This is a genomic window from Bradyrhizobium sp. CB1015 (assembly GCF_025200925.1).
In the GTDB taxonomy this organism is placed as follows: Bacteria; Pseudomonadota; Alphaproteobacteria; order Rhizobiales; family Xanthobacteraceae; genus Bradyrhizobium.
The window spans coordinates 6,706,171-6,728,222 of the sequence record NZ_CP104174.1; the positions used below are offsets into that span (position 1 = coordinate 6,706,171).

Sequence of the window (22,052 nt, forward strand, 5' to 3'; positions counted from 1 at the left end):
CCCGTTCAGCCAGAGGCACGCTCCGCCGTCGCCCCGGCGAAATCCAGGACGGGCGCGGCCGCGAGCAGCGCCTTGGTGTAGTCGTGCCGGGGGCGATCGAACACGTCGTCGCGCGAGCCCTGCTCGACGATCTTGCCGCCCTGCATCACCACGACGCGGTCGGCGACCTGCTCGACGGCGGCGAGATCATGGCTGATGAACAGGCAGGCAAATCCGTATTGCGCCTGCAGCCGCTCGAACAGCTTGAGCACCTGCGCCTGGATGGTCATGTCGAGCGCCGATACCGGCTCGTCGGCGACGACGAAGGCCGGCTCGCGCACGATGGCGCGCGCAATCGCAATGCGCTGCCGCTGACCGCCGGACAGTTCGTGCGGCCAGCGCGCAGCCAAACCGGCGAGCCCGACCTCCTCCAGCATCGTCTCGACGCGCCTGTCGCGTTCGGCCGGCGTCAGTTTCGGCATGTGGCGCAACGGTTCGGCGACGATCTCGCCGACGCGCATGCGCGGATCGAGCGAGGAATAAGGATCCTGGAACACGAGCTGCGAAGCCAGACGGAAGTCGCGATCGATGGTCGCGGTCACGTCCCTGCCCCGGAACCTGATCGCACCGCCCGAGGTCGGGATCAGCCGCAGCATGGCGCGGCCGAGCGTGGTCTTGCCCGAACCGCTGCCGCCGACCACGGCGACGGTCTCGCCCATGGCGATGTCGAGATCGACGCCATTGACGGCGGAGACGCCGTTATCGCGGCGGAACAGCCGCTGCCGCCCGGCAAAGCCGACCTTGAGCCCGCGCACGCTGACGAGAGGCTCGCCGCCCTGTCGCGCCTTCGTCGTGGCGCCGCGACGCGGCAGGGCCTCGACAAGACGCTTGGTATAAGCTTCGCGCGGCGAAAACAGGATCTGCCGCGTCGTGCCTGTTTCGACCATCCTGCCCTGGCGCAGCACCAGCGCGCGCTGCGCGTATCGCGACACGAGGCCAAGATTGTGGGTGATCAGCATCACCGAGGTGCCGTGGTCGCGGGCGAGCCCAACCATGAGATCGAGCACCTCGCGCTGCGTCAATGTATCGAGCGCCGTGGTCGGCTCGTCCGCGATCAGCAATTTTGGTTTTAGCAGCATCACCGACGCCAACATGATGCGCTGGCGCATGCCGCCGGAGAATTCGTGCGGATAGGCGTCAAAGGTCCGTTCGGGATCGCGAATCTGCACGCGCGCCAGCATGTCGAGGCAGCGGCGCTTGATCTCGCGCTTGCCGAGCCGCTCGTGCAGACCGAGGCCTTCGGCCATCTGCGCGCCGACGCTGATGGCGGGATTGAGCGAGACCATCGGCTCCTGGAACACCATGCCGACAACAGGGCCGCGCAGCGTCCGCATCTGGCGCGCAGAGACATTCGCAAGGTCGATGCCGTCGAGCACGATGCGGCCGCCGGCCGTGCGCAGCCCTGGCGGCAACAGGCCGAGCACCGCGCGCGCCGCCGCCGTCTTGCCGCTGCCGGATTCGCCGACGACGGCGAGGAACTCGCCACGCTCGACGGCAAAGGACAAATCCTCGACGATCGCCGCCTTGCTGGCGGGGGCCTCAATGCGCAGATTCTCGACCGACAGCAGCGTCATCCGTGCGCCATCCTGGGGTCGAGGCGATCACGCAGGGAATCGCCGAGCAGGTTGATGCCGAGCAGCGTCAGCGCGATGCAGAGCCCCGGCGCGATCGAGAGCCAGGCCGCGGTCTCCATGAACGGCCGGCTCGCTGCCAGCATGTTGCCCCAGGTCGGCGCCGGCGGCGGCACGCCGAGACCGAGGAAGCTCAGCGCGCTCTCGGCGAGCAGCACCCAGCCGAACATGCTGGTCGCAAGCACCGCCACCGGCGCGATCGCGTTCGGCATCACGTGGCGGAACATCGAATAGGCTTCAGAATTGCCGATGACGCGCGAGGCCTCGACATATTCCTTCTCGCGGATCGACAGCACGGTGCCGCGCACGACGCGGACCACCGAGGGGATGTAGGCGAGCCCAAGCGCCAGGATCAGCCCGGCCTTGTTGGCGCCGACCACGATCATCACCGCCAGCGCCAGCAATATGCCTGGGAACGCCAGAAGCGCGTCGTTGACCGCCATGATGATGCGATCGACCCAGCCGCGGATGTAGCCGGCCGCACAGCCGATCACCATGCCGGCGGTCACCGCAAGCAGCACCGTGATCAGGGCAATCACGACGCTTGCGCCGGCCCCGACCATGATGCGGCTGAGCACGTCGCGGCCGAACTCGTCCGTCCCGAACCAATGCAATGACGACGGCGCCTGCAGGCGCGCGCGCAGATTGATACGGAGCGGGTCGAACGGCGTCCAGAACGCACCGGTGAACGCCGCACCGAGCAGGAGCGCGATCAAGGTGCCGCCGATCGCGGTGTTGGCGCGCATCCTCATGCCACCGTCACCCTCGGATCGAACAGCGGATAGCAGAGGTCGACGATCAGATTGACCACGACGTAGATCACCGCCGTGAACAGTAGGCAGCCCTGCACCACGGGATAGTCGCGGGCGAAGATGGAATCGACCAGGAGCCGGCCGAGGCCGGGCAGCGTGAACACCGTCTCGATCACGGCGATGCCGCCCAGCAAATGTCCGAGCACGAGGCCGATCAGGGTCCAGGTCGGCGCAAACGCGTTGGGCAGCACGTGGCGGGCAAGGACGCGCCATTCCGGTACGCCTTTGGCGCGGGCGTGGGTGACATATTCGAGCCTGAGCACCTCGATCGAGGCGGCGCGCGCCATGCGCGTGAGCACGCCGATCTCCACCATGGTCAGCGTCGCGATCGGCAGCACGATGAAGGTCGCCGCCTGCCAGAAATTCTCCGCGAACGGCACATAGCCGATCACCGGCAGCCATTTCAGCTTAAGCCCGAACAGCAGCAACAGCAGCAGGCCGAGCCAGAAGCTCGGGATCGACAACAGCAGCGTGGCGCCGCCGACCACGGAGAGATCGAGCAGGCTGTTCTGCTTCCAGGCGGCGACGAGGCCGGCCGGAACGGCGATGCAGGCAGCAAGCCCGACCGCCACCAGCACGATGACGGCACTGACCTGGAAGCGGTCGAGGATCAGCGGCAGCACCGCGAGGTTGTTGGTGATGGAGTGGCCGAAATCCCCGGCCGCGAGCTTGGCGATCCAGTGCATGAACTGGACCGGGATCGGCTGGTCGAGTCCCAGCTGGGCGCGGAGCTGCGCCGCCTGCGCGGGATCGGCGGCATCGCCCAGCATCACCTGCACGGGATCGCCTGGGATGAGGCGGACCAGCGCAAAGACCGCGACGGCGACCAGCAGCAGCGTCGGGATCGTCATGGCCAGTCGTCTTGCGAGGTAACTCAACATCCCGACGCCTCGTCTACTCGACCGTGACGCCCCAGAACCGCGGCTCCGGATAGAGCCAGCCGGCATAGCCCTTGATGCTCTTGCGCAGCGCCGTCAGCTCGGCGCCGTTGAACAGCACGATCATCGGCACATCGGCGATGAAGCGCCTGTGCATCTCGTCAAACAGCGCCTGGCGCTTGGTGACATCGTCGATCATCATCGACTGGCGCAGCATCTCCTGGCCCTCCGGATTGTCCCAGACCTTGCGCGGCTGCGCGGCCTTCGGCCCGGTCAGCATCTCGAAGCTCAAGGACGGATCGAGCCGCGCCGAATAGACGAAGGCCATCGACTGGTAGTCGCCGCGATTGTAGCGGTCGAGCTGCGCCGCCCAGTCCATCACCTCGAGCTCGATATTGATGCCGACGGTCTGCGCCATCGCCTGCACCAGCACGGAGGCGTCGAACACGAAGCTGTAACGCTTGTTGGTGATCATCTTGATCGGCTGGCCGCGGTAGCCCGCTTCCGCCAGCAGCTTCTTGGCTTCCGCGATGTTCTGCGTGTAGCCATGCGACTGCGCCTCGCTGTAGAACGGGCTGCCGATCGGCAGCGCGGAGTTGTTCGGACGCGCCGTGCCCAGCATGATGGCGTCGACGATCTGCGCGGTGTCGATCGACAGCGCAATGGCGCGGCGGATGCGGACATCCTTCAGCAGCGGATCCCTGGTCTGGAACAGGATGCCGGTGAGGCCGAGCGCCGGGGTGATGCTGAGCTGCACGTCCGAGCGAGTCTTCAGCTCTTCGAGGTCGGGGATCGACAGGCTCATGATGACGTCGAGCGAGCCGCTGAGCAGCCCCGCCTTCGCGGCCGAACTGTCCGGGATCACGTTGAAGCGGACGCGGTCGACCTTGACGTCCTTGGTGCCGGTGTAGCCGGTGCGCGGCTCGCTGCGCGAGACATATCCGTCGAACTTGACGACATCGACATATTGTCCGCGCTTCCACTCGGCGAGCTTGAACGGGCCGGTGCCGACAGGAGCGATCCATTTGCCGTCCGCCCCGACGGAATCGCGGTGGATGATCGCGGTCTGGCCGCAATCGGGCCGTGCCAGGGTCGGGAGGAACAGTGCCGTCGGCTGATCCAGCGTGATGGCGACGGTGAGCGGATCCGGCGCCTCGATCTTCTCGATGCGCGCAATGCCTGTCGCGCTGAACTCGGAGAGGCAGCGCCACTGCGTCGCGGGGTCGAGCCAGCGCTTCAGCGACCAGACCACGTCGTCCGCGGTCATGGAGGCGCCGTTGTGGAACTTGACGCCCTGACGCAGACGAAACGTATAGGTCTTGCCGCCGTTCGAAACGGCCCAGCTCTCGGCGAGCATTGGGCCGATCGAGGTATCGTCCCGGAAGGCCACCAGCCCCTCCACCACGTGCGCCATCACGCCATCGGTGTTGGCGTCGCGGTTGGTGCCGGGATCGGTCGAACGGATGTCGGCGTTGAGCCGCGCCCGCAGCAACGTTTCGGCGCCGGCCTTCCCGACCATGGCGAGAAGGGCGAGCGCGGCCAGGCCGACCGCCCACACCGGTGACGGCCGACGCCGGCGCATCACGAGGCCCTCGCCGCGGCCGACCGCTCGAACGCGGCGCGCCCGATCTCGTCGATCTCGAGCCGATAAGTGGTGAACTCGCGGTTGAGCGCCGGCAGCGGCGCCGCCTGCATCAATCCGCTCGCCGGCTCCATCAGGATCATCGCCACGGTAGCGCTGAGATTGTTGCTGAGATTGCGGCGCGGCGGGCGGCACACCGACCAGGGATAGGCAAACTCGTCGAACAGCGCGTTCTTGACGGTGTCGAAGGTGATGCTGCCGATGTGCGGCTGGAGCAGATCGCGGACGCGAATGTCGCGGTAGAGGCTGTCAGGCGTGTTGAAGATGCCGGTGTCCTTCAGCTTGCTGAGCGCGACGGGGCTGAGAAAGTTGTTGGCGTGGACCAAAAGGCCATTCTGCGGATGCACCTGGAAGGTCTCGTCGGGCGCGCACTCGAAGTCGATCGCCACGCCCTCGCGATGGCTGACGATCATGTTGTTGGCGGCCGACTTCTTCGTGCAATAGACCGCACGCATCGCCAGCGCGAGATGCTCGTTCTCCAGCACCTTGCGGCGGATCAGCGCCAAGGGCACGCCGGCCTGGCGATAGTCGCGGTCGCTTTCCAGATAGTTCGCGGTGATCGCGATGCCGACGGAATTGAAGCCGCAGCGGCCGAGCGCGCCGGCTTCGGTGAAGGTCATGAGGTCAGGCCCGTCGTCGCGCCGCACCTTCAGCACCACCGCCGTCTCCGCGCATTCGCGCTTCCAGTCCCAGTTCTGGGCGTGGATCAGGCGGCCGCTGGCGGCCGCCTGCGGCATCACGACGACGCCGGTGCAGCCATCGGGATCTTCCGGCGTCTTCAGGCGCGCGCGGATCGCAGGGTTTGCAAGCTTGATGATCTCGGTACGGGCGTTGAGCAGAACGACGTCCTCGAACGGAACGTCGGCGCCCTCGGCGATGCCGCGCATCTCCCCGATATAGCTCGGATCAAAACCCTCGATGACCGGCAGATATTCCCGCACCAGCTCGGCAACTCCCTTGGAGTCGAGCGAGAGCTCCTTCAGCTGCGCGAAGTAATGCGTCGTCCCCTTCTTGATGCGGCCCGCCGCCTTCTGCCCGTACTGACGGCCACGCTCGCGCGGAGGGCCGGAGATTTCGATCAGCGGAAAGGGTTCGACCATGGGACGCCAAATTCCTTCTTGAAGTTCCTTTTGCTTTCTCAGGAAGCCTAATGTATTTTGTGCTGACATGAAACAAAAATCTTCGACTGCGAAATCCGCCGTGGAAAAAGCGTCGCCAAGCCGGCTGCAACGGGAATTATCGGCCGGGATCATGGACCTGATCCGGAGCGAAGGGCTCGCGCCCGGCACGCGCCTTGCCGAAGTCGCGCTTGCCGAACGCCTGCAGGTCTCACGAACGCCTGTGCGCGCCGCGCTGAAGCTGCTGGCGCGGCGCAAGCTCGTGCATGCCGGCGCCAGCCGCGGCTATTTCGTCGCTGAGACCGCCCCCGCCGCGCACAAGGCACCGCCAAAGCCCAGCCCCGACGATACCGACCGGCTGTTCCTCGCCATCGCGCGCGATCGCCGCGCCGGCCGGCTGCCGGAGGACGTTTCCGAGCGCGACCTCATGCAGCGCTATGACGCGACACGGCCGATCGTGCAGCGCGTACTCAGCAAGCTTGCGGAGGTGGCCGCGGTCCAGCGCAAGCCGGGCCATGGCTGGCGCTTCCAGCCGACGCTCGCCGATACGCAGGCGCGCGACGAGAGCTATCGCTATCGCCTCCTGATCGAGCCGGCCGGCCTGCTCGAGCCGGGCTTCAAACTCGATCCGGCCTGGGCCGCGGAGATGCGCCGCCGTCATCGGGAGATGCTGGCGATGCCGTGGAGCGACACCGCCAGCATCGCGCTCTACGAGATGAACGCGGCCTTCCACGAAGGCCTCGCCGCCGCATCGGGCAACCGCTATCTGCTGGTCGCGGTTCAACAGCAGAACCGGCTGCGCCGCTTCGGCAATTACGACTGGACCTTCGGCCACGAGCGCGTGATCGTGAACTGCCGCGAGCATCTCGCCATCCTCGACCAGCTCGAGGCGGGCCAGAACGAGGCCGCGGCCGCGCTGCTGCGCCGGCATCTCGAAGGCGCAGCAAAGCTCAAGCGCACCCCGGCCAATTCCAACACGCCATCCAAAGCCTCCTGACCTTTGCAAGAGTTGCCATGAACATGAATGCCTTCGCTTCCTCCAACAGCCCCCTCACCCGCGAGGCCATGGAGCCGTTCTGGCTGCCGATGACGCCGAACCGGCAGTTCAAGTCGAAGCCGCGCATCTTCGTCGGCGCCGAAGGCATGCACTACATCACCGACGACAACAGGCGCATTCTCGACGGCATGGCGGGGCTGTGGTGCGTGAACGCAGGACATGCGCAAAGGCGCATCGTCGAGGCGATCCAGGCGCAGGCGGCGAAGCTCGACTTCGTCTCCTCGTTCCAGATGAGCCATCCGGCCGCCTTCGAGCTCGCCCGCCGCATCGCCGAGATCGCGCCCACCGGCCTGGACCACGTCTTCTTCACCAATTCCGGCTCGGAATCGGTCGACACCGCGCTGAAGATCGCGCGCGGCTATCACCGCGCCCGCGGTGAAGCCAGCCGCATCCGCTTCATCTCGCGCGCAAAAGCCTATCACGGCATGGGCTGGGGCGGCCTGTCGGTCAGCGGCATCGTCCGCCACCGCAGGGATTTCGGCCCGCTGCTGCCCGAGGTTGACCACCTCCCGCACACGCATGATCCCGAGCACGCGGCGTTCTCGCGCGGGCAGCCGCAATGGGGCGCGCATCTCGCCGACGAGCTGTCAAAGCTGCTGCAGGTCCACGATCCCTCCACCGTCGCCGCCGTCATCGTCGAGCCCGTGACCGGCTCCGGCGGCGTGCTGCCGCCACCGGTCGGCTATCTCGAGCGGTTGCGCCAGATCTGCGATCAGCACGGCATTCTCCTGATCTTCGACGAGGTGATCACGGGCTTCGGCCGCCTCGGCGCAGCGTTCGGCGCCAACGCCTTCGGCGTGACGCCCGACCTCATCACCTGCGCCAAGGGCATGACCAATGCCGCCGTGCCGATGGGGGGCGTCGTCGTCAGCGGCAAGGTCTATGACGCGCTGATGCAGGGGCCGGACAACACGATCGAGCTGTTCCACGGCTACACCTATTCGGCCCATCCGCTGGCCTGCGCGGCCGGTCTTGCCGCGCTCGACGTGTATCAGGATCTTGGCCTGTTCGAGCGGGCGCGCCGCCTCGCGCCGGTGTGGGAGAACCATGCGCACGGCTTGCGCAACCTCCCTCACGTCGTGGACATCCGCAACATCGGGCTGCTCGCCGCAATCGATCTGAAACCGCGCGAGCGTGCGCCGGGAGCGCGCGGCAGCGAATGCGCCAATCGCTGCTATGAGGACGGCATCCTGATCCGCGGCAGCGGCGACACGCTGCTGATCTCGCCGCCCCTGATCATCACCGTGGAACAGATCGCCGAAATCTTTGCTGCCATCGGCCGTGCATTGAACAGCATCAGCTGACGGCCGACCTCCTAAAGTGCCGCCACCGTTGCAAAGCCGTGCTCCGCCGCCTCGAGGGCCGCGGCGATGTCGGCCTCGGTATGGGCGGCGCAGAGGAACATGTTGTGCTTGGGATGGAAGTAGACGCCCCTTGCAAGCATCGCGCTGCAGAAGGCCGAACCTTTCCGATAGTCCGGATCCCCCTCGAACAAAAGGGTCGGCATTTGCACGGGCCCCGATTGACGGATCGAAAGACCGAACTGACGGGAACGCGTCTCGAGGCCGTCACGCAGCGTTTGTCCGAGCTGCGCAAGGCGGGTCGGAACATCGTCCCTGCGCACGATCTTCAATGTCGCGACGGCAGCAGCCATGGCGACGGCGCCGGCCCAGAATGACCCGGTGACAAAGACCTGGGACGCAGCACGACGCAGCCAATCGGCTCCGGTCACGGCCGCCAGGGCATGACCATTGGCGATCGCCTTGCTCCAGGCCGACAAGTCGGGCCGAACACCAAGCCCTTCCCAGCTACCCGCGGCATTGAGGCGGAAGCCGGCGCGAACTTCGTCGATGAGCAGCGCAGCCCCCTTGCTGTCACAGATACGACGCGCCGCACGGGCGAACTCGACGGTGGGAAGTTCCTGGTCGAACCCGAGATCGTGGCGGAATGCCGAAATCAGAATTCCGGCAAGATCATCACCCGCCGCCTTGGCCGCCGCCTCAAGGCTCTCGACATCATTGAACGTGAAATATCCGAGATGGGCGCGATCCTCCGCGGTCACGCCGAGGAGCGACGGTGAGCACCACGGCACGGCACCATGATAGGCGCCCTTGGCGACGAGGATCTTTCGTCGACCTGTTGCAGCCCTTGCGATCGTGACGCACGTCGTCGTCGCATCGGTGCCGTTCTTCTGAAACTGCGTCCAATCGGCATGTCCCACCAAATCGACGACAAGCTCGGCCAACTCGACCATGACTTCGGCCGGACCATTGAGGCAGTCGCCGTCGCGCCGCTGACGCTCGGCGGCTTCCTCCACCTCGGGATGGTGATGGCCGAGCAGGTTGGGACCCCAGCTGCACATGAAGTCCACGTAGCGGTGACCGTCGACGTCCCAGAGCACGCCGCCCTCGCCGCGGCTGAAGAACTGCGGATACGTCTCCGGCAACTTGGCCGCGTGGAGATGTCCCCACATCCCGCCTGGCACGAGCTTCTCGGCCCGCGCGCGCAGGGCAGCATCCCTTGTCCTGATCAATTCCGGCATGCCTTCTCTTCTCCTCTAACTTTGATATATCATATATGACATTCCCGGTTACAAGGGAATTGCTGCTGACCCGAGCCGTAGACCTCGGCCACGGTCCGATTCTGAGCTGACGAATATGAGCTTTCGGGAGGCGGCGAACCTTTGAAGGTTCTGTCGCAGAAGAAGCGCAGACGGTCAGTGCGCAAAGAACGACATCCTATATTATATATGAAATGGATTCGAACCCGTATCGGCGCGGATGGCCGAAACGGCCCAGACCTTTCGGGGACCGAGAATGGTTGACGTTGAACAGAGACATGGCGAGGGCGGCGTGGGCCCGGTCGCGCGCGACAGCCTGACAAGCCTGGTCTACAACAATCTGCGCCAGGCGCTGATGGAAGGCCGGTTCTGGCCGGGCCATCGCTTCAAGATTCGTGACCTTGCTGCGACCATGAACGTGTCGGAGACGCCCATTCGCGAAGCCCTGATGCAGCTCGTGCGCGGCCGCGCGCTCGAGATGCAGGCGGGACGCTCGATCATGGTCGCCCACATGACGGCCAAGCAGTATATCGAGCTCAGGACCGTCAGGCTGTTTCTCGAGGGACTTGCCGCCGAGCACGCAACCACGCGCATCTCGGAAGCCGATATCGACAGGATGGAGGCCACTCACCGCGAGCTGATCAGCGCCGAGAAGGAGCACAGATGGTCCGACGCCGTTCGCGCCAACTGGCAATTCCACCGCGGTCTCTATGATGGATCGGGGCTTCCCGAAGTGCTCGCCATCCTCGACGATATCTGGATGCGCAACGGACCCTTGTTGAATTTCCATTACCCGCACGCGCCCCCGACCTATCCAAACGAACATCAGCACCTGTCCGTTCTCAAGAATCTGCGGCAGCGCCGGCCGGATAAGGTTCGCGAGTCGATCCAGGCGGACATGATGGAGGGCGGCCAGAATCTCGTCCGCTTGCTGGAAAAGCATGGCGGCACGCGCTTCATGACTCCCGAGACGGCCATCGACGAAGACGTCGAGGTTGAAGCGACGCAGACGCGCGCCGCACCACCTGCCAGAGCAGCACGCGCGAAATCCAGGCGGCGCTGAAAGTTGCTCATGCGGGGCGAGGCGCCGTGAAGCGATCGAGGATGTTGCGGGTGATCCGCTGCGTGAACGGATCGCCGCGCTTCAGCCCCATCACCCATTCGCAGGTCGCCGCTGTCAGCACCTCGCCCTTGCCGCGGATCATGTGCACCATCATGCCTGAGCCGTATTTGTAGCGGGCCATACCCTCGGGCGTGACCTCGCCGGTGATGCATTCCACCAGGCCTTCGTGGTCGCTGCTGCGGATGTAGTAGCGGAAGCCCTCACCCTGCGGCTCGTCTTCGGCGAGGACGGCCGGCGCCATCGCCAGGATCTGGATGGTCTCGGGCTGCCCCTCGGCCGGGACGGGAAAAGGAAGGCCGTTGCGGAACGTGTAGTCCAGCCCGTCGACCTCGTAGGCAAAGATGTGCTGCTTGTCGCCGAAGATATCGGCATAGTGCAGCCCTGTTCCGGCAAACGCCCAATGCTCCGGGCGATAGACCGTAAAGCCTCGTTGACCGTTCGGCGCGAAGCCGCCCCAGGATGCGTAGAGGCCGTGCGCACCGTTCACACCGACCGTCGAGGCGCCCGGCCAACGGACGTTGCGATCTTCCCAGGCAGACGTCATCAGGCGCGCGCGGTCCGTGCCGACGACCGGGTCCTTGTGGATGGCCTTGAACTTGTAGCAGACTTGGCGCTTGCCATCGTCCTCGAGCCGGATCTGCCACAGGAAGTTCGCGCCGAAGCGCGCGAGCCGCCCGCCGCCCTCCACATAGCGCTCGATCGCCTCGCGCATCTCCCATGTCCAGTACTCGTCATGGCCGATGATGGTGACGCAAGGGTAGACGTCGAGTAGCTCGGGCCGGTAGTGAAGATCGGTCTGGGTGATCATGTCGAGGGCGTAGCCTTCCTTCTGCGCCCAGACCACGAAATGCCGATCGAACTGGGCCCAGCCCGCTGCCGCGTAATACTGGCCAAAGCCGTTGGAGAACGCCCACTCCTTCATCTGATAGCGTGGCGCGTCACCCATCTCGGGCGCGGGATCGGCGCAGATGCGCGGTGCGCCTGATGGCAGCCAGACCACGCCGCGCGTCCATGGCCGCTGCAGCGACAACACCGGCGACGGCTCATCCCTGTCAGGACCTTCGACGCCGAAATAATGATTGGCACCGCCGAAATCATTGTAGGCGGTCCAGGTGCCCGTCGGCAGGATCATAAGTATCTTCGCGCGCCGCGTTTTCTCCGTCGGACGTACGACGAAGAAATGATGCTGGACGAAGCGGGCCCCGTTCGCTCGCTCGCACGACGAGACCACACGATAAAAGCCCGAACGCAGATCCGGCGGCAAGGTCCAGCGATGAGCGACGGGCCAGTTGCAGCCTTTGCGATAGGCATCGGCCGGCGTAGCCGCGAACACCCCGTCAAGCGCATCGACCTCATGCACCATCTCGGGCTCGAGACCGTCGCGATAGATCTGCAACCGCCAGGCCTTTGCGGTCGCGGAGGAGCGAAAGACGACTTCGTCTCCCGGGTCGTAAGACATCGCATCGGTATAGGTGTAGACCTCCGCGACGGCGGGATCGCCGCGCGGAACCTCATACCAGGGCTGGCTGGCCCAGTGCTCGTCCGCATACATCGGGCGCGCCTTGCGGGGAGCGACGTTGACGGATCCCAATTCCGGGGGGTGAAACTCAGGCTTGTCCGACATGACAGCCTCCCTGGTTCGAGTAGCCATCTCTTGCGAGAGATGGCGATTTTGCATGTTGGGCCGAAATCGAGGCCGCAGTCTAGGTTTTGACCGGCATGACGAATGGCCTTGGATCGAGAAACCGGTTCACGACGTTCAACGTGATGGTGCTGATGTTGTTATCGTAGTTGTTGTGACCCAACGACATGCCGTAAGTGATCGATCCCGTCGCAAAGACAGCGCCGCCACGGGCGGTCTCGAAGAACACCATGTCGGCGCGCACCAGCGCATTCTGCGTGCCGTCGAGGCCATCGACCACGGTGCGAAACTCCTCCGGCGTGGGCAGCGCGCCCGCGCCCAATCCTTCGGACGTCGCGATCCGCAACGCATGCGGCGGCGTTCCGAGCTCGAGATCGTACCGGTCGATCTCGCTGCCGACGGCACCATTGTAGCGAAACCCAAAATCGCCGAACTTCTCGTGACGGCCCGTGCCCTCGAAGATGAACGCGACGCGCGGATTCTCGCTTTCGGCGGTGCGCAGATAGTAGCCGCAGGTATCGTTGATCATGGCCGAGAACCCGACGCCGACCAGCTTCTGCGGCGCAAAGCCCGAATGCCGCCAAAGCGAGCCCGGCTCGCCGGTGCCGGAAAGATGCACTTCGCCCGGCTCCGATTCCCAGGTGCGCGTTCCGGCCATGCCGCGGCGAACCTCCAGCGCTGCGGGCGCCGCCGGGTGAAAGCCGCAGCGCCAGTAGAACGCATTGCCTCCCATCGAGATGTGCCGCCCGCCGGCGTTCTGATACGCCATGATCGCGTTCATCATGTTGAAGCTGTAATATTCGGGATGGGTCGGCGTCATCATGACACGGTAGGGAGCGAGCGCCCGCGCTCCTTCCCGGTCAAGCTCGACATCCGTGATCAGATCGTAGGCGATCCCCTTCTCCTCGAGCCAGTCGAGGATATGGGTGTCGTTGATCAAATTGAACCAATAGCCGCGTGGACGCATGTTGAGGACTGGCCGCAGCCAGGAGCTGTACGCTCGCCCCGAGCCGTCGACATGGCAATCATAGGTCGACTGGCCGATCTCCGGGTTCTCCTGCATGAAGACGTCATCTTGCGGCAACCACAGAACGTGCTCCATCAGCGTTTCGAAGTGAACCTGATAGAGACGCAACGCGCTGTTGGCATAAGCCAGATATGTTGCGACTGAAGCGACCACGACGAGATCTGCGCGTCTGGACGCCTTGCCGGGCGTCACGAAGAAGGTGACGTAGCTTTCGCTGTCCCGGTCGGGATTGTCGCCACCCGACGTTAACCGGAGCGCATAGACGCCGGATCGCCAGTGGGCAGGCACATCGAGCGTGCAGGTGGTCTGCCACTCGCAATCGTAGATGTCGTCGCTGTGGAAATGAATCGCCGCATATTCGTTCGGCGACAGCCGCCAGTCGTGGACGGATCCGGACCAGTGAAAGCCGGTGACGCCCCTGCGGGGCAACTGGCGGAGGCTGCCATGCAGGCCGTTCGGCGAAATGTCCTTGATCGACAGCGACGGGATTCCGTTCGAGAAATCCCAGCAGGCGACAAGCCCGGCATCGCTTGCTCCCGTTCGCTGCCGGCCGTCGAATACTCGCAGCGCCTCTGCGTCCAACGGACACGAAAAGACGCGCGGAGATTCGATCTTGCCGTCGAAGTGCGAGGTATATTGGCGATCACCGTTCGCATGATGGGCCGCGATCAGGAACGGCAGGCCGGAATCGAGCGCGGGCGCGGGCGGCAGGGCGAACGATTTCGAATGGGCAGCGGCCGGCCGAACGCCGTCTGCCGGAACGATCAGTGACAAGGTTACCGATCCCTGCGCAAGATCAAGTGCGCAGGAAGCGAACGCCCAGACGCGCGGGCGCAGCTTGACGTCGAGGGCAAAACGCACCGGCGCACCGCTCGCCTGGCCCAGCACCAGGACCAGATGCCCCTCCTCGTCGAGCTCGAGTGCATAGCCACGCGCCGAGCGCTCGCACCAATTTCCCAGCACGGCCTTGGCATTGTCCGCGATCCGCGTCGGATACACATAGGCTCCGAAACACCAGTGCGTGCGGTTCGGGACCAGTGCACCGTCGTGATCGATGACGGCGTTGGATCCCGGGCGGATCGGTTGGTCGAGGCAGGCATGCTCACCGTCAATGGGGCTCGTCATCACCTCATATTTGAAGCCTGGGCCGTTGCTATCGACATCGCCGCAGCGCAGCCTGAGCACCTCGACCTTCACGCTCGGCCGCTTGCTGCTGAGCTGGAATCTGACGGCCTCGCCTGCCGGGACGCTGATGCGATCCGGATAGCCGAGATACTCGTTGGTCTTATAGATCACCGGAAACCTCCGCAGGCAGCGTCGTTCCCGTCATTTCCTGCCAACGCAGCTTGAAGACATGCCACTCCGCTTCGACAAGAGAGGTGAAGACGCGATCATCGACGAAAGGCATCGGATCGCCCCGACGCTTGGGGATGCGCGACAGCCGCCAGGCCTTGCCGGGTTCGAGCACGATCAGGACAAGCCGCCCTTCCGGCTTGCCCCATCGCATCCGGGCCAACAGCTTGCGCAGTTCCGGGCTATGCACGCCGAGCGGACTTGCGCGGAACTCCTTGACGAGATCGAGCCTTCGGGGATCGATCACGTAGCGCAGCGCGCCGGGGTCACTGGTGTGATCCATGGCCGGTCCTCACTTACAAGTGCGAATGGCGGGAGAAGCTAATGCGGCTTAGCGGGTCAGCCAGGCCATCCACCGCTCACGCAGCTCGTTACGATGTTCGCCGATCCAGGCGAAATCGGGCTTGACCAGCTTTTCGTAGTTCTCCGGCGAGGTCGCGTAGAGATTGCGTTCCTCCGGCTTCAACAGCTCGATGGCCGACTTGCTGGCCGTCGCATAGTTGACAGCGCGCATGAACGGTACATGCGCGTCGGAGCTTGCATAGAAGAAGTCGAGATAGGCCATGGCGGCATTAAGGTCGGGCGCACCCTTGAGAACAGCCATGTAGCCGGTGTCGCGAATGGCCTGGTCCCAGGACATGGCAACCGGTACGCCCTCCTTCACGACGGCGAGCGCGCGGCCCGAGTAGCTCATGGCCATGACGACCTCGCGGCTACGCATAATCTGCTGCACCTGGTCGCCGGTCTTCCACCACACCGCGACATTGGAACGAATCTCGTCCAGCTTCTTGTAGGCGCGACTGATGTCCAGCGGGAAAAGCTGGTCCGGCTTGACGCCGTCGGCGAGGAGCGCGGCGACCGGAACCCACCAATCGCTGTCGCCGGTGTCTGGCAGCCCTCGCGGCCCGGGAAACTGCTTGACGTCCCAGAAGTCCGCCCATGTCTTGGGCGCCTTGGCCTTGAACGTTTCGGTATTGTAGGTGATCAGCATGCCGCCCGTCGTGCGAGCAACACCATAGGGCTGACAGGCGTCGGAGACGCCGAACTTCTGGACGCTCGGCAGTTTCGCACAGTCGATCTTCTCGAGCATGTCGGTGCGTCCGACCAGGTCGGGACCCGTTGCCGTGACGATGTCGAACTCCACCTTGCCGGTTCGCTGCATCGCCTTGGCGCGCGCCCACTGGTCGGGGACCTCGATTGCGACCGGGACGATTTCGACATTCTTGGCCTTGTTGAAGGGATCGTAGAAATATTTCGCGAGGGTGTTGCCCATCAGGCCACCGGTCGTTGCAATCACCAATTGGTCTTCCAGTTTTTCGGCCGCAGCCGGCAACGCTCCACAAAGAACCGAAGCAAGCACGACAGCTGCCGAGTTCCACATCCAACCTGTTTTCAGCATCGACGATCTCCTCTCTGGCTTCTCACTGGCTCGCTATCGGGTGACGCTGCGGGATCGGAGGACATGGGCCCCCAGCAGAATCAAAACGGACAAGACGATCAGCAGTGTCGCGATCGCGGGAATCACCGGCGTCAGGTTCTGCTCGATATCCTCGAACATTCGGCGCGGCAGGGTCTTCTGGCGCACACCGGACAGAAAGAACGACACCACCGGCTCGTCGAAGGAGATGATGAAGGCGAACAGCGCACTGCTGGCGAGACTCGGCAGGACGAGTGGCAGCGTGACCAGGCGGAAGGCCTGGAACCGTGTCGCGCCGCAGCTCATGGCAGCCGCCTCCAGATTGGCATCGACCTTTCCCAAGGCGGCGGCCATCGTGAAAACGACGAACGGCAAGGTGAGCACCGTATGCGCCAGCACGAAGCCGGGAATGGTCCCGGAGAGACCGATCGTCTGAAAAAACAGATAGAGGCCGACAGCGAGCGCGATATGTGGCACAATGATCGGCCCGATCAGGAGGACCTGGAAAGCGGTGACCAACCGGCTGCGGCCGCGGATCATTGCATAGGTCGCGGCCGTGCCGATGACCGACGAAAAAAGGGCGGTCAGCAAGGCTACCTGCACGCTGAGCCAGGTGGCTGCACGCCATTGCCTGCTGTCAAAATATTCCGCGTACCATTTCAGCGTGAAGCCGGACGGCGGAAATGCCAGATAGTCGTTCTGGCTGAACGACATTGGAATGACGATGACCAACGGCACGATGATGAAGGCCAGCACGGCATAGACATAGGCCCCCAGCGCGAGCGATCCGCGGTCGGTCGGCGGTTTCATGAGGCATTCCCCATCAGCCGGTCGAAACGGAGCGTCTTGCTGAAGAGGATCGCCAGCAACGTCACGAATACGGTCAGCACTCCGACCAGCGCCGCAGCGAACGGCCAATCGAGGACCTCACGGATCTGCTTTGAGACGAGCGTCGAGATCATCATCTCCTGCGGCGAGCCAAGCAGCGCGGGCGTGATGAAGAAGCCGATCGCCGTGAGGAACACGAGCAGCGAACCGGAGACGACGCCCGGCAGGCTCAAGGGCAGGATGACCTCCAGAAAGGTCCGCAGGCGCGTTGCGCCGAGCACGGCGGCCGCACGCCCATAGTCGTTCGGAATGCTGCGCAATGCGCCGTAGATCGGCAGGATCATGAACGGCAAAAGCACGTGGGTCATGGCGATGACCACGGCACTCTGGGTATAAAGCAGCTTGAACGGCTGCGAGGTCAGGCCGAGAGCCATCAAGGCCGAATTGATCAGCCCGTTGCGCTGGAACAGGAACGACCAGGCGGCGGTGCGCACCAGGACGCTCGACCAGAGCGGCAGGATGACGCAGACTGCGACAAGGGCGGCGACCGTCCCCTTCGCCCGGCTCATGTAATAGGCGACCGGGAAGCCGAGGACCACGGACAAGGCGGTCACCAGCGTTGCGGTCCAGAGCGTGCGCATCAGGACGCGCATGTGAACCGGATTTTCGACGACGCGCGCGTAGTTGTCCAAGGTCGGATGCGGCTCGAGGATGCTGATCACCAGGAGCTGCAGGATCGGATAGACGAAGACGAAGGCGATGATGGCGAAGAACGGCAGCAGCAGGAGCAGCGTCGACAGGCCGCTCAGTCGGCGGCCGTCGGAATGCCAGAAATGCGATCGCCCCGCCTCCGTCATTGCCGCTTTCCCCGGTAGAGCAGCATCGCCTCCGCAGGGATAGTGAAGGACGCAACGTCACTCGGGGCCAAGGAGCTGAGCTGCGAGGCGCCAGGGATTCGCGCGCGCATCTCGGTGCCGTCAGGCAGACGTCCGATCAGGAGCAGGGCTGCCCCGGCATAGACGATGTCGCTCAGCGTCACAGTGATGACTTGCCCGGCGGGACTGGCGCCGAGTTGCAGCCGCTCGGGCCTCACGGCCAGCACCGCTGCGTCGCCGGCTGCAACCGGCTCAACGGCCGCCGTGGCCGGCAGGCGCCATGTTTCACCCCAGGGCAGCGTCACAGAGATGTCGTCGCCGACGCTTTGGACGGCGACGTCGACGAAATTCATCTCGCCGATGAAGCCGGCGGTAAAGAGGTTCGCGGGCCTTTCGTAAAGCTGGCGCGCCGGCCCGATCTGCTGGATCTTGCCATCCCTCAGGACGGCGATCCGGTCGGCCATGGTCAGCGCCTCGCTCTGGTCGTGGGTGACGAAGATGACGGTGATGCCAAGCTCGGCGTGCAATCGCTTGATCTCGAGCTGCATGTCTTCGCGGAGATTTTTGTCGAGCGCACTGAGCGGCTCATCCATCAGGAGGACGCGCGGCTGATAGACGATCGCACGCGCAAGCGCCACACGCTGCTGCTGACCGCCGGAAAGCTCATTCGGACGTCGGTGGCCATAGCCTGCCAGACGCACGGTCGCGAGCGCAGCTTCGGCGCGCGCATGACGTTCAGCCGTCCGGAGACCGCGCATCTTCAAGGGAAAGGCGACATTGTCGAGAATCGACATGTGCGGGAACAGCGTGTAATTCTGGAACACCATTCCCAGATTGCGCCTGTTCGACGGGACAAAGGTCAGGTCTTCGGAATCGACGTGAATGGTGCCGCTGGTCGGAAATTCGAATCCTGCGACGCTCATCAGGATCGTGGTCTTTCCGGAGCCGCTGGGTCCAAGCAGGGCGATAAACTCACCGGCAGCAATATCGATATCGACGCCATCGACGGCGGACACGGCACCGAAGCGCTTCTCCAAGCCACTGATGCGGATCGATGCGCCCGACGCCGATTGCCTGGCCGATGCAATATTCACGGAGCCTCGCTTCCCTTCCGTCTTGCCCTCGATGCGGGCGGCTCTTGCACCCAATCCAAAGCCGCCGGCACGGTCGATATAATATTTGATATATCAGGCTATCGCGCGATGAACCCCGCGACAAGGGCCATCTGCGCATCAAGCATAGGCTTTCCGCCGATGACCTTTGCGCCCTGCGCAGCCGCCCTTGCAAGAAGCCGGGTCACTGCTGGATTGACGATGATGTCGCTGACGGTGGCGCCGGGACCGACACCTTCGATGTCCAACGGAAGCGGATCATCCGGCTTCATGCCGAGCGACGTCGCATTGACGATGAGATCGAACGCGCGCGCCTCGGCTCGGCCGGCGCTGACCTTCGTGGCGGGATAATGCGCAGCCACGGCAGCCGCAAGCGCACGAGCTTTCTCCTCATCCCGGTTCATGATCGTGAGTTCGCGCGCGCCGGCCTCCGCCAGGCCGAATGCAGTTGCACGTCCCGCGCCACCTGCACCGACCTGGAGCACCTTCCGACCGCGAACCGCAACGTCGTGCTGAGCGAGGCTGGCGATGAATCCCCTCGCATCCAGATTGTCGCCAACGAGGCGCCCTTCCGCCGTCCGCTTGACGAAGTTGACCGCACCAATCAGTCGCGCCGTCGGCGTGATCTCATCGAGATGCTCGATCACGCAGGTCTTATGCGGGATCGTGACGCCGAAGCCGAAGACGTTGCGCATGAGCCTGATGCTTGCGACGACCTGGCCGAGATCGCCGGGCAGGACATGGATCGGCGACACCGCCAAATCGTCGCCGATCGATCCGAAATAGGCATTCATGACCGCACTCGCCCGCACATGATCGACCGGGTCGGCGAGCACAAACATGATCTTGGTCTTGCCGGTGATCTCCATGGAGCTGTCCTTCTCAGGCCGGCAGAGCGGCGCGGCCGTAACTGCCATAGCGCTCGACCACCCGCGCCATTTCGTCATCGGCAAGGATCGCGGGTGCGCCGGCCTGACAGGCGAGCAGATACTGCCGGGCAAGGGTTTCGAGCTTCACGGCTAGGTCGAAGGCCGCCTGCAGCCCTTTGCCGACGGCAATCATCCCGTGGTTCGCGAGCAGACAGACCTTGCGCTGTTTCAGCGCGGCGACGGCGCCTTCGGCGAGAGCCCTGGTGCCGAACGTGGCGTAGGGCGCGCACGGCACATCGTTTCCACCAAAACTGGCGACCATGTAGTGGAATGCCGGAATTGGCTTTGCGAGGCAGGACAGCGCGACGCAGCAGTCGGCATGGGTGTGCACCACCGCGTTCACATGCGGATAGGCGTTCAAGATCGCCAGATGCATGTGCCATTCACTGGAGGGCAAGCCGTCTCCAACCACCGTTCCGTCGCGCTTCAAACGGACGAGACCGTCGATCGTCGTGTTGCCGCTATTGCCGCCGGTCGGCGTGATGAGAATATCTTCTCCGATGCGAGCGCTGACATTTCCGCTGCTGCCGTGATTGAACCCCTTGGCTTCGAGGCGCGCCACGGTGTCCAGCACGGATTGCCTAAGTTCGCGTTCGTTCAATTGACTGCCTCCGGATTCAACATCGCTTCCAGCGTCGTCGCGAACAGGTCGACAGGGCCCAGCTTGCCGGACTTCAGACAAATGGCCACCGGATCCTCGTCTTCGGTCATCGCGGTACCGATGCCGGGTCCACCATAGGGACCGACCCGCAAACGTCGAATGCCGAGGTGCTCGACGATCGCACCAGAGGTCTCGCCACCGGCCACCACGAAGCGCCGCACGCCGACACTGCGAAGGGAGACAGCAAGCCGACCAAGGATGGTTTCGGCGAGTTGCGCCGCGCCTTCACGACCGTATCGCTCCTGAGCCATTTTGACGGCCTCGGGCGGGCCCGAAGTGGCGAAGCCGACAGGACCATTCCGCAGCCGCGGCCGCGCCCAATCGAGCGTGTCGCCAACCGTCGCCGCCACATCTTCAGCGTTCAGAAGATTGATGCGAAGCAAGGGATGGCTCTTCTCGAATTCAGCGACTTGCTCCAACGTCCGCTCAGCGCAACTCCCGGCGAGAACGACGCCGCCGCCGCCAACCGCGCGCAAACCGGGTGGCCTGCTGGCCGTGGGGATGAGCCCCCGCGCCCTCCAGATGTCCGGATAGTGCTGTACGATCGTCGCATTGCCCGTCATCAGCTTCCAATCGCAGGTGAGCGCGGCAAGCGTATCGAGATCCCGATCGTAGATCGTGTCCGCAATGAAGTAGCGGATATCCCGAGCCGCCGCTTCCGCGATCGCGCGACCGGCCGAGTCCGCGCCGGCGTTGATGCGCGAATGCGCCAGAAGGCCGACCCTGGTCCGCGTCTGGCGCTGCAGAACCCTGACGAGATCGGGATCGGTCATCGGTGTCAGCGGATCATTGCGTTTCGGCGAATCCGAGATCAACTCGGTGCCGAGAAACAGATGACCGTTATAGACGGTCCTTCGAAGGGCGGGAGAAGCCGGGCAAAAGGCGGTGTATTCGGCGCCGGTCAGCTGCATCAGCAGGTCGGAGACCGGGCCGATATTCCCTTGGTCGGTGGAATCGAACGTCGCACAATATTTGAAGAAGATCTGCCTCGCGTCCCGCGCAAGCAGCGCCCGTGCCGCCTTCGCCGTCATGCCGACGGCTTCGCTTGCGGGGATCACCCGCGTCTTCTGCGCGACCACGATGGCCGGCACATCGCCGCAGCTGCCGACGAGATCGGGGTCGGTGACAAATCCGCATTCGATGCCGGCAGCGACCAGCATCGCGGCCGTTTCCATGCCGCCCGTCAGATCGTCCGCCACCACTCCGAAGATGGGCTTCGTCATGCGTCCCGCAGATCTCGTGTAGACATCTACGGATATTGATACATGATATATCAAATATTGGCAAGGCCGGGGAAGAACATCCGCAAATGCGGTTTTCGCAATTCACTAATGCGGCATTTGCAGCT

General features: G+C 64.2%; 18 protein-coding genes and 1 pseudogene. 3 read left to right on the top strand and 16 right to left on the bottom strand.

What is annotated here, in order from left to right; translation table 11 throughout:
* Positions 1-5: 5 nt before the first annotated feature.
* Genes N2604_RS31485 through N2604_RS31505 form a run of 5 tightly spaced genes read right to left on the bottom strand, consistent with a single transcriptional unit; the run spans position 6 to position 6,102 of the window.
* Positions 6-1,613: an ABC transporter ATP-binding protein gene (locus N2604_RS31485; RefSeq protein WP_260371897.1), complete on the bottom strand. Its 1,608-nt coding sequence runs from the start codon at positions 1,611-1,613 to the stop codon at positions 6-8.
* On the bottom strand, positions 1,610-2,422 hold the full coding sequence (locus N2604_RS31490; protein WP_260371898.1) for an ABC transporter permease: 813 nt from the start codon (positions 2,420-2,422) through the stop codon (positions 1,610-1,612). Before N2604_RS31490 ends, N2604_RS31485 begins: the two co-directional genes overlap by 4 nt.
* Positions 2,419-3,363 carry an ABC transporter permease gene (locus tag N2604_RS31495; protein ID WP_260371899.1) on the bottom strand — a complete coding sequence of 315 codons (945 nt, stop codon included), beginning with the start codon at positions 3,361-3,363 and terminating at the stop codon, positions 2,419-2,421. Before N2604_RS31495 ends, N2604_RS31490 begins: the two co-directional genes overlap by 4 nt.
* Positions 3,364-3,376: 13 nt before the next feature.
* Positions 3,377-4,942: an ABC transporter substrate-binding protein gene (locus N2604_RS31500; protein ID WP_260376344.1), complete on the bottom strand. Its 1,566-nt coding sequence runs from the start codon at positions 4,940-4,942 to the stop codon at positions 3,377-3,379.
* Positions 4,942-6,102, bottom strand: a complete 1,161-nt coding sequence (locus N2604_RS31505) for a C45 family peptidase (RefSeq protein ID WP_260371900.1) — start codon at positions 6,100-6,102, stop codon at positions 4,942-4,944. The genes N2604_RS31500 and N2604_RS31505 overlap by 1 nt, the downstream gene beginning before the upstream one ends.
* Before the next feature lie 151 nt (positions 6,103-6,253).
* Between N2604_RS31505 and N2604_RS31510 the strand changes: the two genes are divergently transcribed.
* Positions 6,254-7,117: a GntR family transcriptional regulator gene (locus tag N2604_RS31510; protein WP_260371901.1), complete on the top strand. Its 864-nt coding sequence runs from the start codon at positions 6,254-6,256 to the stop codon at positions 7,115-7,117.
* A gap of 17 nt (positions 7,118-7,134) precedes the next feature.
* Complete coding sequence (locus N2604_RS31515) at positions 7,135-8,481, top strand: aspartate aminotransferase family protein (RefSeq protein WP_311739674.1); 1,347 nt, start codon at positions 7,135-7,137, stop codon at positions 8,479-8,481.
* Positions 8,482-8,492: 11 nt separating this feature from the next.
* Here the strand turns inward: N2604_RS31515 and N2604_RS31520 are convergent, their stop codons facing one another.
* Complete coding sequence (locus N2604_RS31520) at positions 8,493-9,719, bottom strand: aminotransferase class III-fold pyridoxal phosphate-dependent enzyme (RefSeq protein WP_260371902.1); 1,227 nt, start codon at positions 9,717-9,719, stop codon at positions 8,493-8,495.
* 274 nt (positions 9,720-9,993) lie between these two features.
* On the opposite strand from N2604_RS31520, the pseudogene N2604_RS31525 reads away from it, so the two are divergent.
* A pseudogene (locus tag N2604_RS31525) lies at positions 9,994-10,698 on the top strand (GntR family transcriptional regulator); the annotation flags it as partial.
* A gap of 109 nt (positions 10,699-10,807) precedes the next feature.
* Here N2604_RS31525 and N2604_RS31530 read toward each other — a convergent pair.
* From N2604_RS31530 to otnK, 10 genes are all read right to left on the bottom strand, one after another.
* Positions 10,808-12,484: a N,N-dimethylformamidase beta subunit family domain-containing protein gene (locus tag N2604_RS31530; RefSeq protein WP_260371904.1), complete on the bottom strand. Its 1,677-nt coding sequence runs from the start codon at positions 12,482-12,484 to the stop codon at positions 10,808-10,810.
* Between the two features lie 79 nt (positions 12,485-12,563).
* The gene (locus N2604_RS31535; RefSeq protein WP_260371905.1) at positions 12,564-14,825 is read right to left on the bottom strand and encodes a LamG domain-containing protein; all 2,262 of its coding nucleotides are present in this window, start codon (positions 14,823-14,825) and stop codon (positions 12,564-12,566) included.
* Positions 14,815-15,165, bottom strand: a complete 351-nt coding sequence (locus N2604_RS31540) for a hypothetical protein (protein ID WP_260371906.1) — start codon at positions 15,163-15,165, stop codon at positions 14,815-14,817. Before N2604_RS31540 ends, N2604_RS31535 begins: the two co-directional genes overlap by 11 nt.
* Positions 15,166-15,213: 48 nt before the next feature.
* Positions 15,214-16,281, bottom strand: coding sequence for an extracellular solute-binding protein (locus N2604_RS31545; protein ID WP_260371907.1), 1,068 nt, complete (start codon positions 16,279-16,281; stop codon positions 15,214-15,216).
* 33 nt (positions 16,282-16,314) lie between these two features.
* Entirely contained in the window at positions 16,315-17,109 is a 795-nt protein-coding gene (locus N2604_RS31550; RefSeq protein ID WP_260371908.1) for an ABC transporter permease, read from the bottom strand.
* Positions 17,106-17,984: an ABC transporter permease gene (locus N2604_RS31555; protein ID WP_260371909.1), complete on the bottom strand. Its 879-nt coding sequence runs from the start codon at positions 17,982-17,984 to the stop codon at positions 17,106-17,108. Before N2604_RS31555 ends, N2604_RS31550 begins: the two co-directional genes overlap by 4 nt.
* Complete coding sequence (locus N2604_RS31560) at positions 17,981-19,090, bottom strand: ABC transporter ATP-binding protein (RefSeq protein WP_260376346.1); 1,110 nt, start codon at positions 19,088-19,090, stop codon at positions 17,981-17,983. Before N2604_RS31560 ends, N2604_RS31555 begins: the two co-directional genes overlap by 4 nt.
* 104 nt (positions 19,091-19,194) lie before the next feature.
* Positions 19,195-20,031 (bottom strand): shikimate dehydrogenase, encoded by an 837-nt coding sequence (locus N2604_RS31565; RefSeq protein ID WP_260371910.1) that lies wholly within the window; start codon positions 20,029-20,031, stop codon positions 19,195-19,197.
* Positions 19,997-20,644 (bottom strand): class II aldolase/adducin family protein, encoded by a 648-nt coding sequence (locus N2604_RS31570; RefSeq protein WP_260371911.1) that lies wholly within the window; start codon positions 20,642-20,644, stop codon positions 19,997-19,999. The genes N2604_RS31565 and N2604_RS31570 overlap by 35 nt, the downstream gene beginning before the upstream one ends.
* The gene (gene otnK / locus N2604_RS31575; protein ID WP_260371912.1) at positions 20,641-21,903 is read right to left on the bottom strand and encodes a 3-oxo-tetronate kinase; all 1,263 of its coding nucleotides are present in this window, start codon (positions 21,901-21,903) and stop codon (positions 20,641-20,643) included. Before otnK ends, N2604_RS31570 begins: the two co-directional genes overlap by 4 nt.
* Positions 21,904-22,052 lie beyond the last annotated feature (149 nt).

Coding starts and splice junctions, on each gene's coding strand:
- N2604_RS31530 (WP_260371904.1), bottom strand. CDS start 12,484: ATGTCGGACAAGCCTGAGTTTCACCCCCCGGAATTGGGATCCGTCAAC.
- N2604_RS31485 (WP_260371897.1), bottom strand. CDS start 1,613: ATGACGCTGCTGTCGGTCGAGAATCTGCGCATTGAGGCCCCCGCCAGC.
- N2604_RS31510 (WP_260371901.1), top strand. CDS start 6,254: ATGGACCTGATCCGGAGCGAAGGGCTCGCGCCCGGCACGCGCCTTGCC.
- N2604_RS31490 (WP_260371898.1), bottom strand. CDS start 2,422: ATGAGGATGCGCGCCAACACCGCGATCGGCGGCACCTTGATCGCGCTC.
- N2604_RS31520 (WP_260371902.1), bottom strand. CDS start 9,719: ATGCCGGAATTGATCAGGACAAGGGATGCTGCCCTGCGCGCGCGGGCC.
- N2604_RS31495 (WP_260371899.1), bottom strand. CDS start 3,363: ATGTTGAGTTACCTCGCAAGACGACTGGCCATGACGATCCCGACGCTG.
- N2604_RS31545 (WP_260371907.1), bottom strand. CDS start 16,281: ATGCTGAAAACAGGTTGGATGTGGAACTCGGCAGCTGTCGTGCTTGCT.
- N2604_RS31555 (WP_260371909.1), bottom strand. CDS start 17,984: ATGACGGAGGCGGGGCGATCGCATTTCTGGCATTCCGACGGCCGCCGA.
- N2604_RS31515 (WP_311739674.1), top strand. CDS start 7,135: ATGAACATGAATGCCTTCGCTTCCTCCAACAGCCCCCTCACCCGCGAG.
- N2604_RS31550 (WP_260371908.1), bottom strand. CDS start 17,109: ATGAAACCGCCGACCGACCGCGGATCGCTCGCGCTGGGGGCCTATGTC.
- N2604_RS31540 (WP_260371906.1), bottom strand. CDS start 15,165: ATGGATCACACCAGTGACCCCGGCGCGCTGCGCTACGTGATCGATCCC.
- N2604_RS31500 (WP_260376344.1), bottom strand. CDS start 4,942: ATGCGCCGGCGTCGGCCGTCACCGGTGTGGGCGGTCGGCCTGGCCGCG.
- N2604_RS31505 (WP_260371900.1), bottom strand. CDS start 6,102: ATGGTCGAACCCTTTCCGCTGATCGAAATCTCCGGCCCTCCGCGCGAG.
- N2604_RS31565 (WP_260371910.1), bottom strand. CDS start 20,031: ATGGCAGTTACGGCCGCGCCGCTCTGCCGGCCTGAGAAGGACAGCTCC.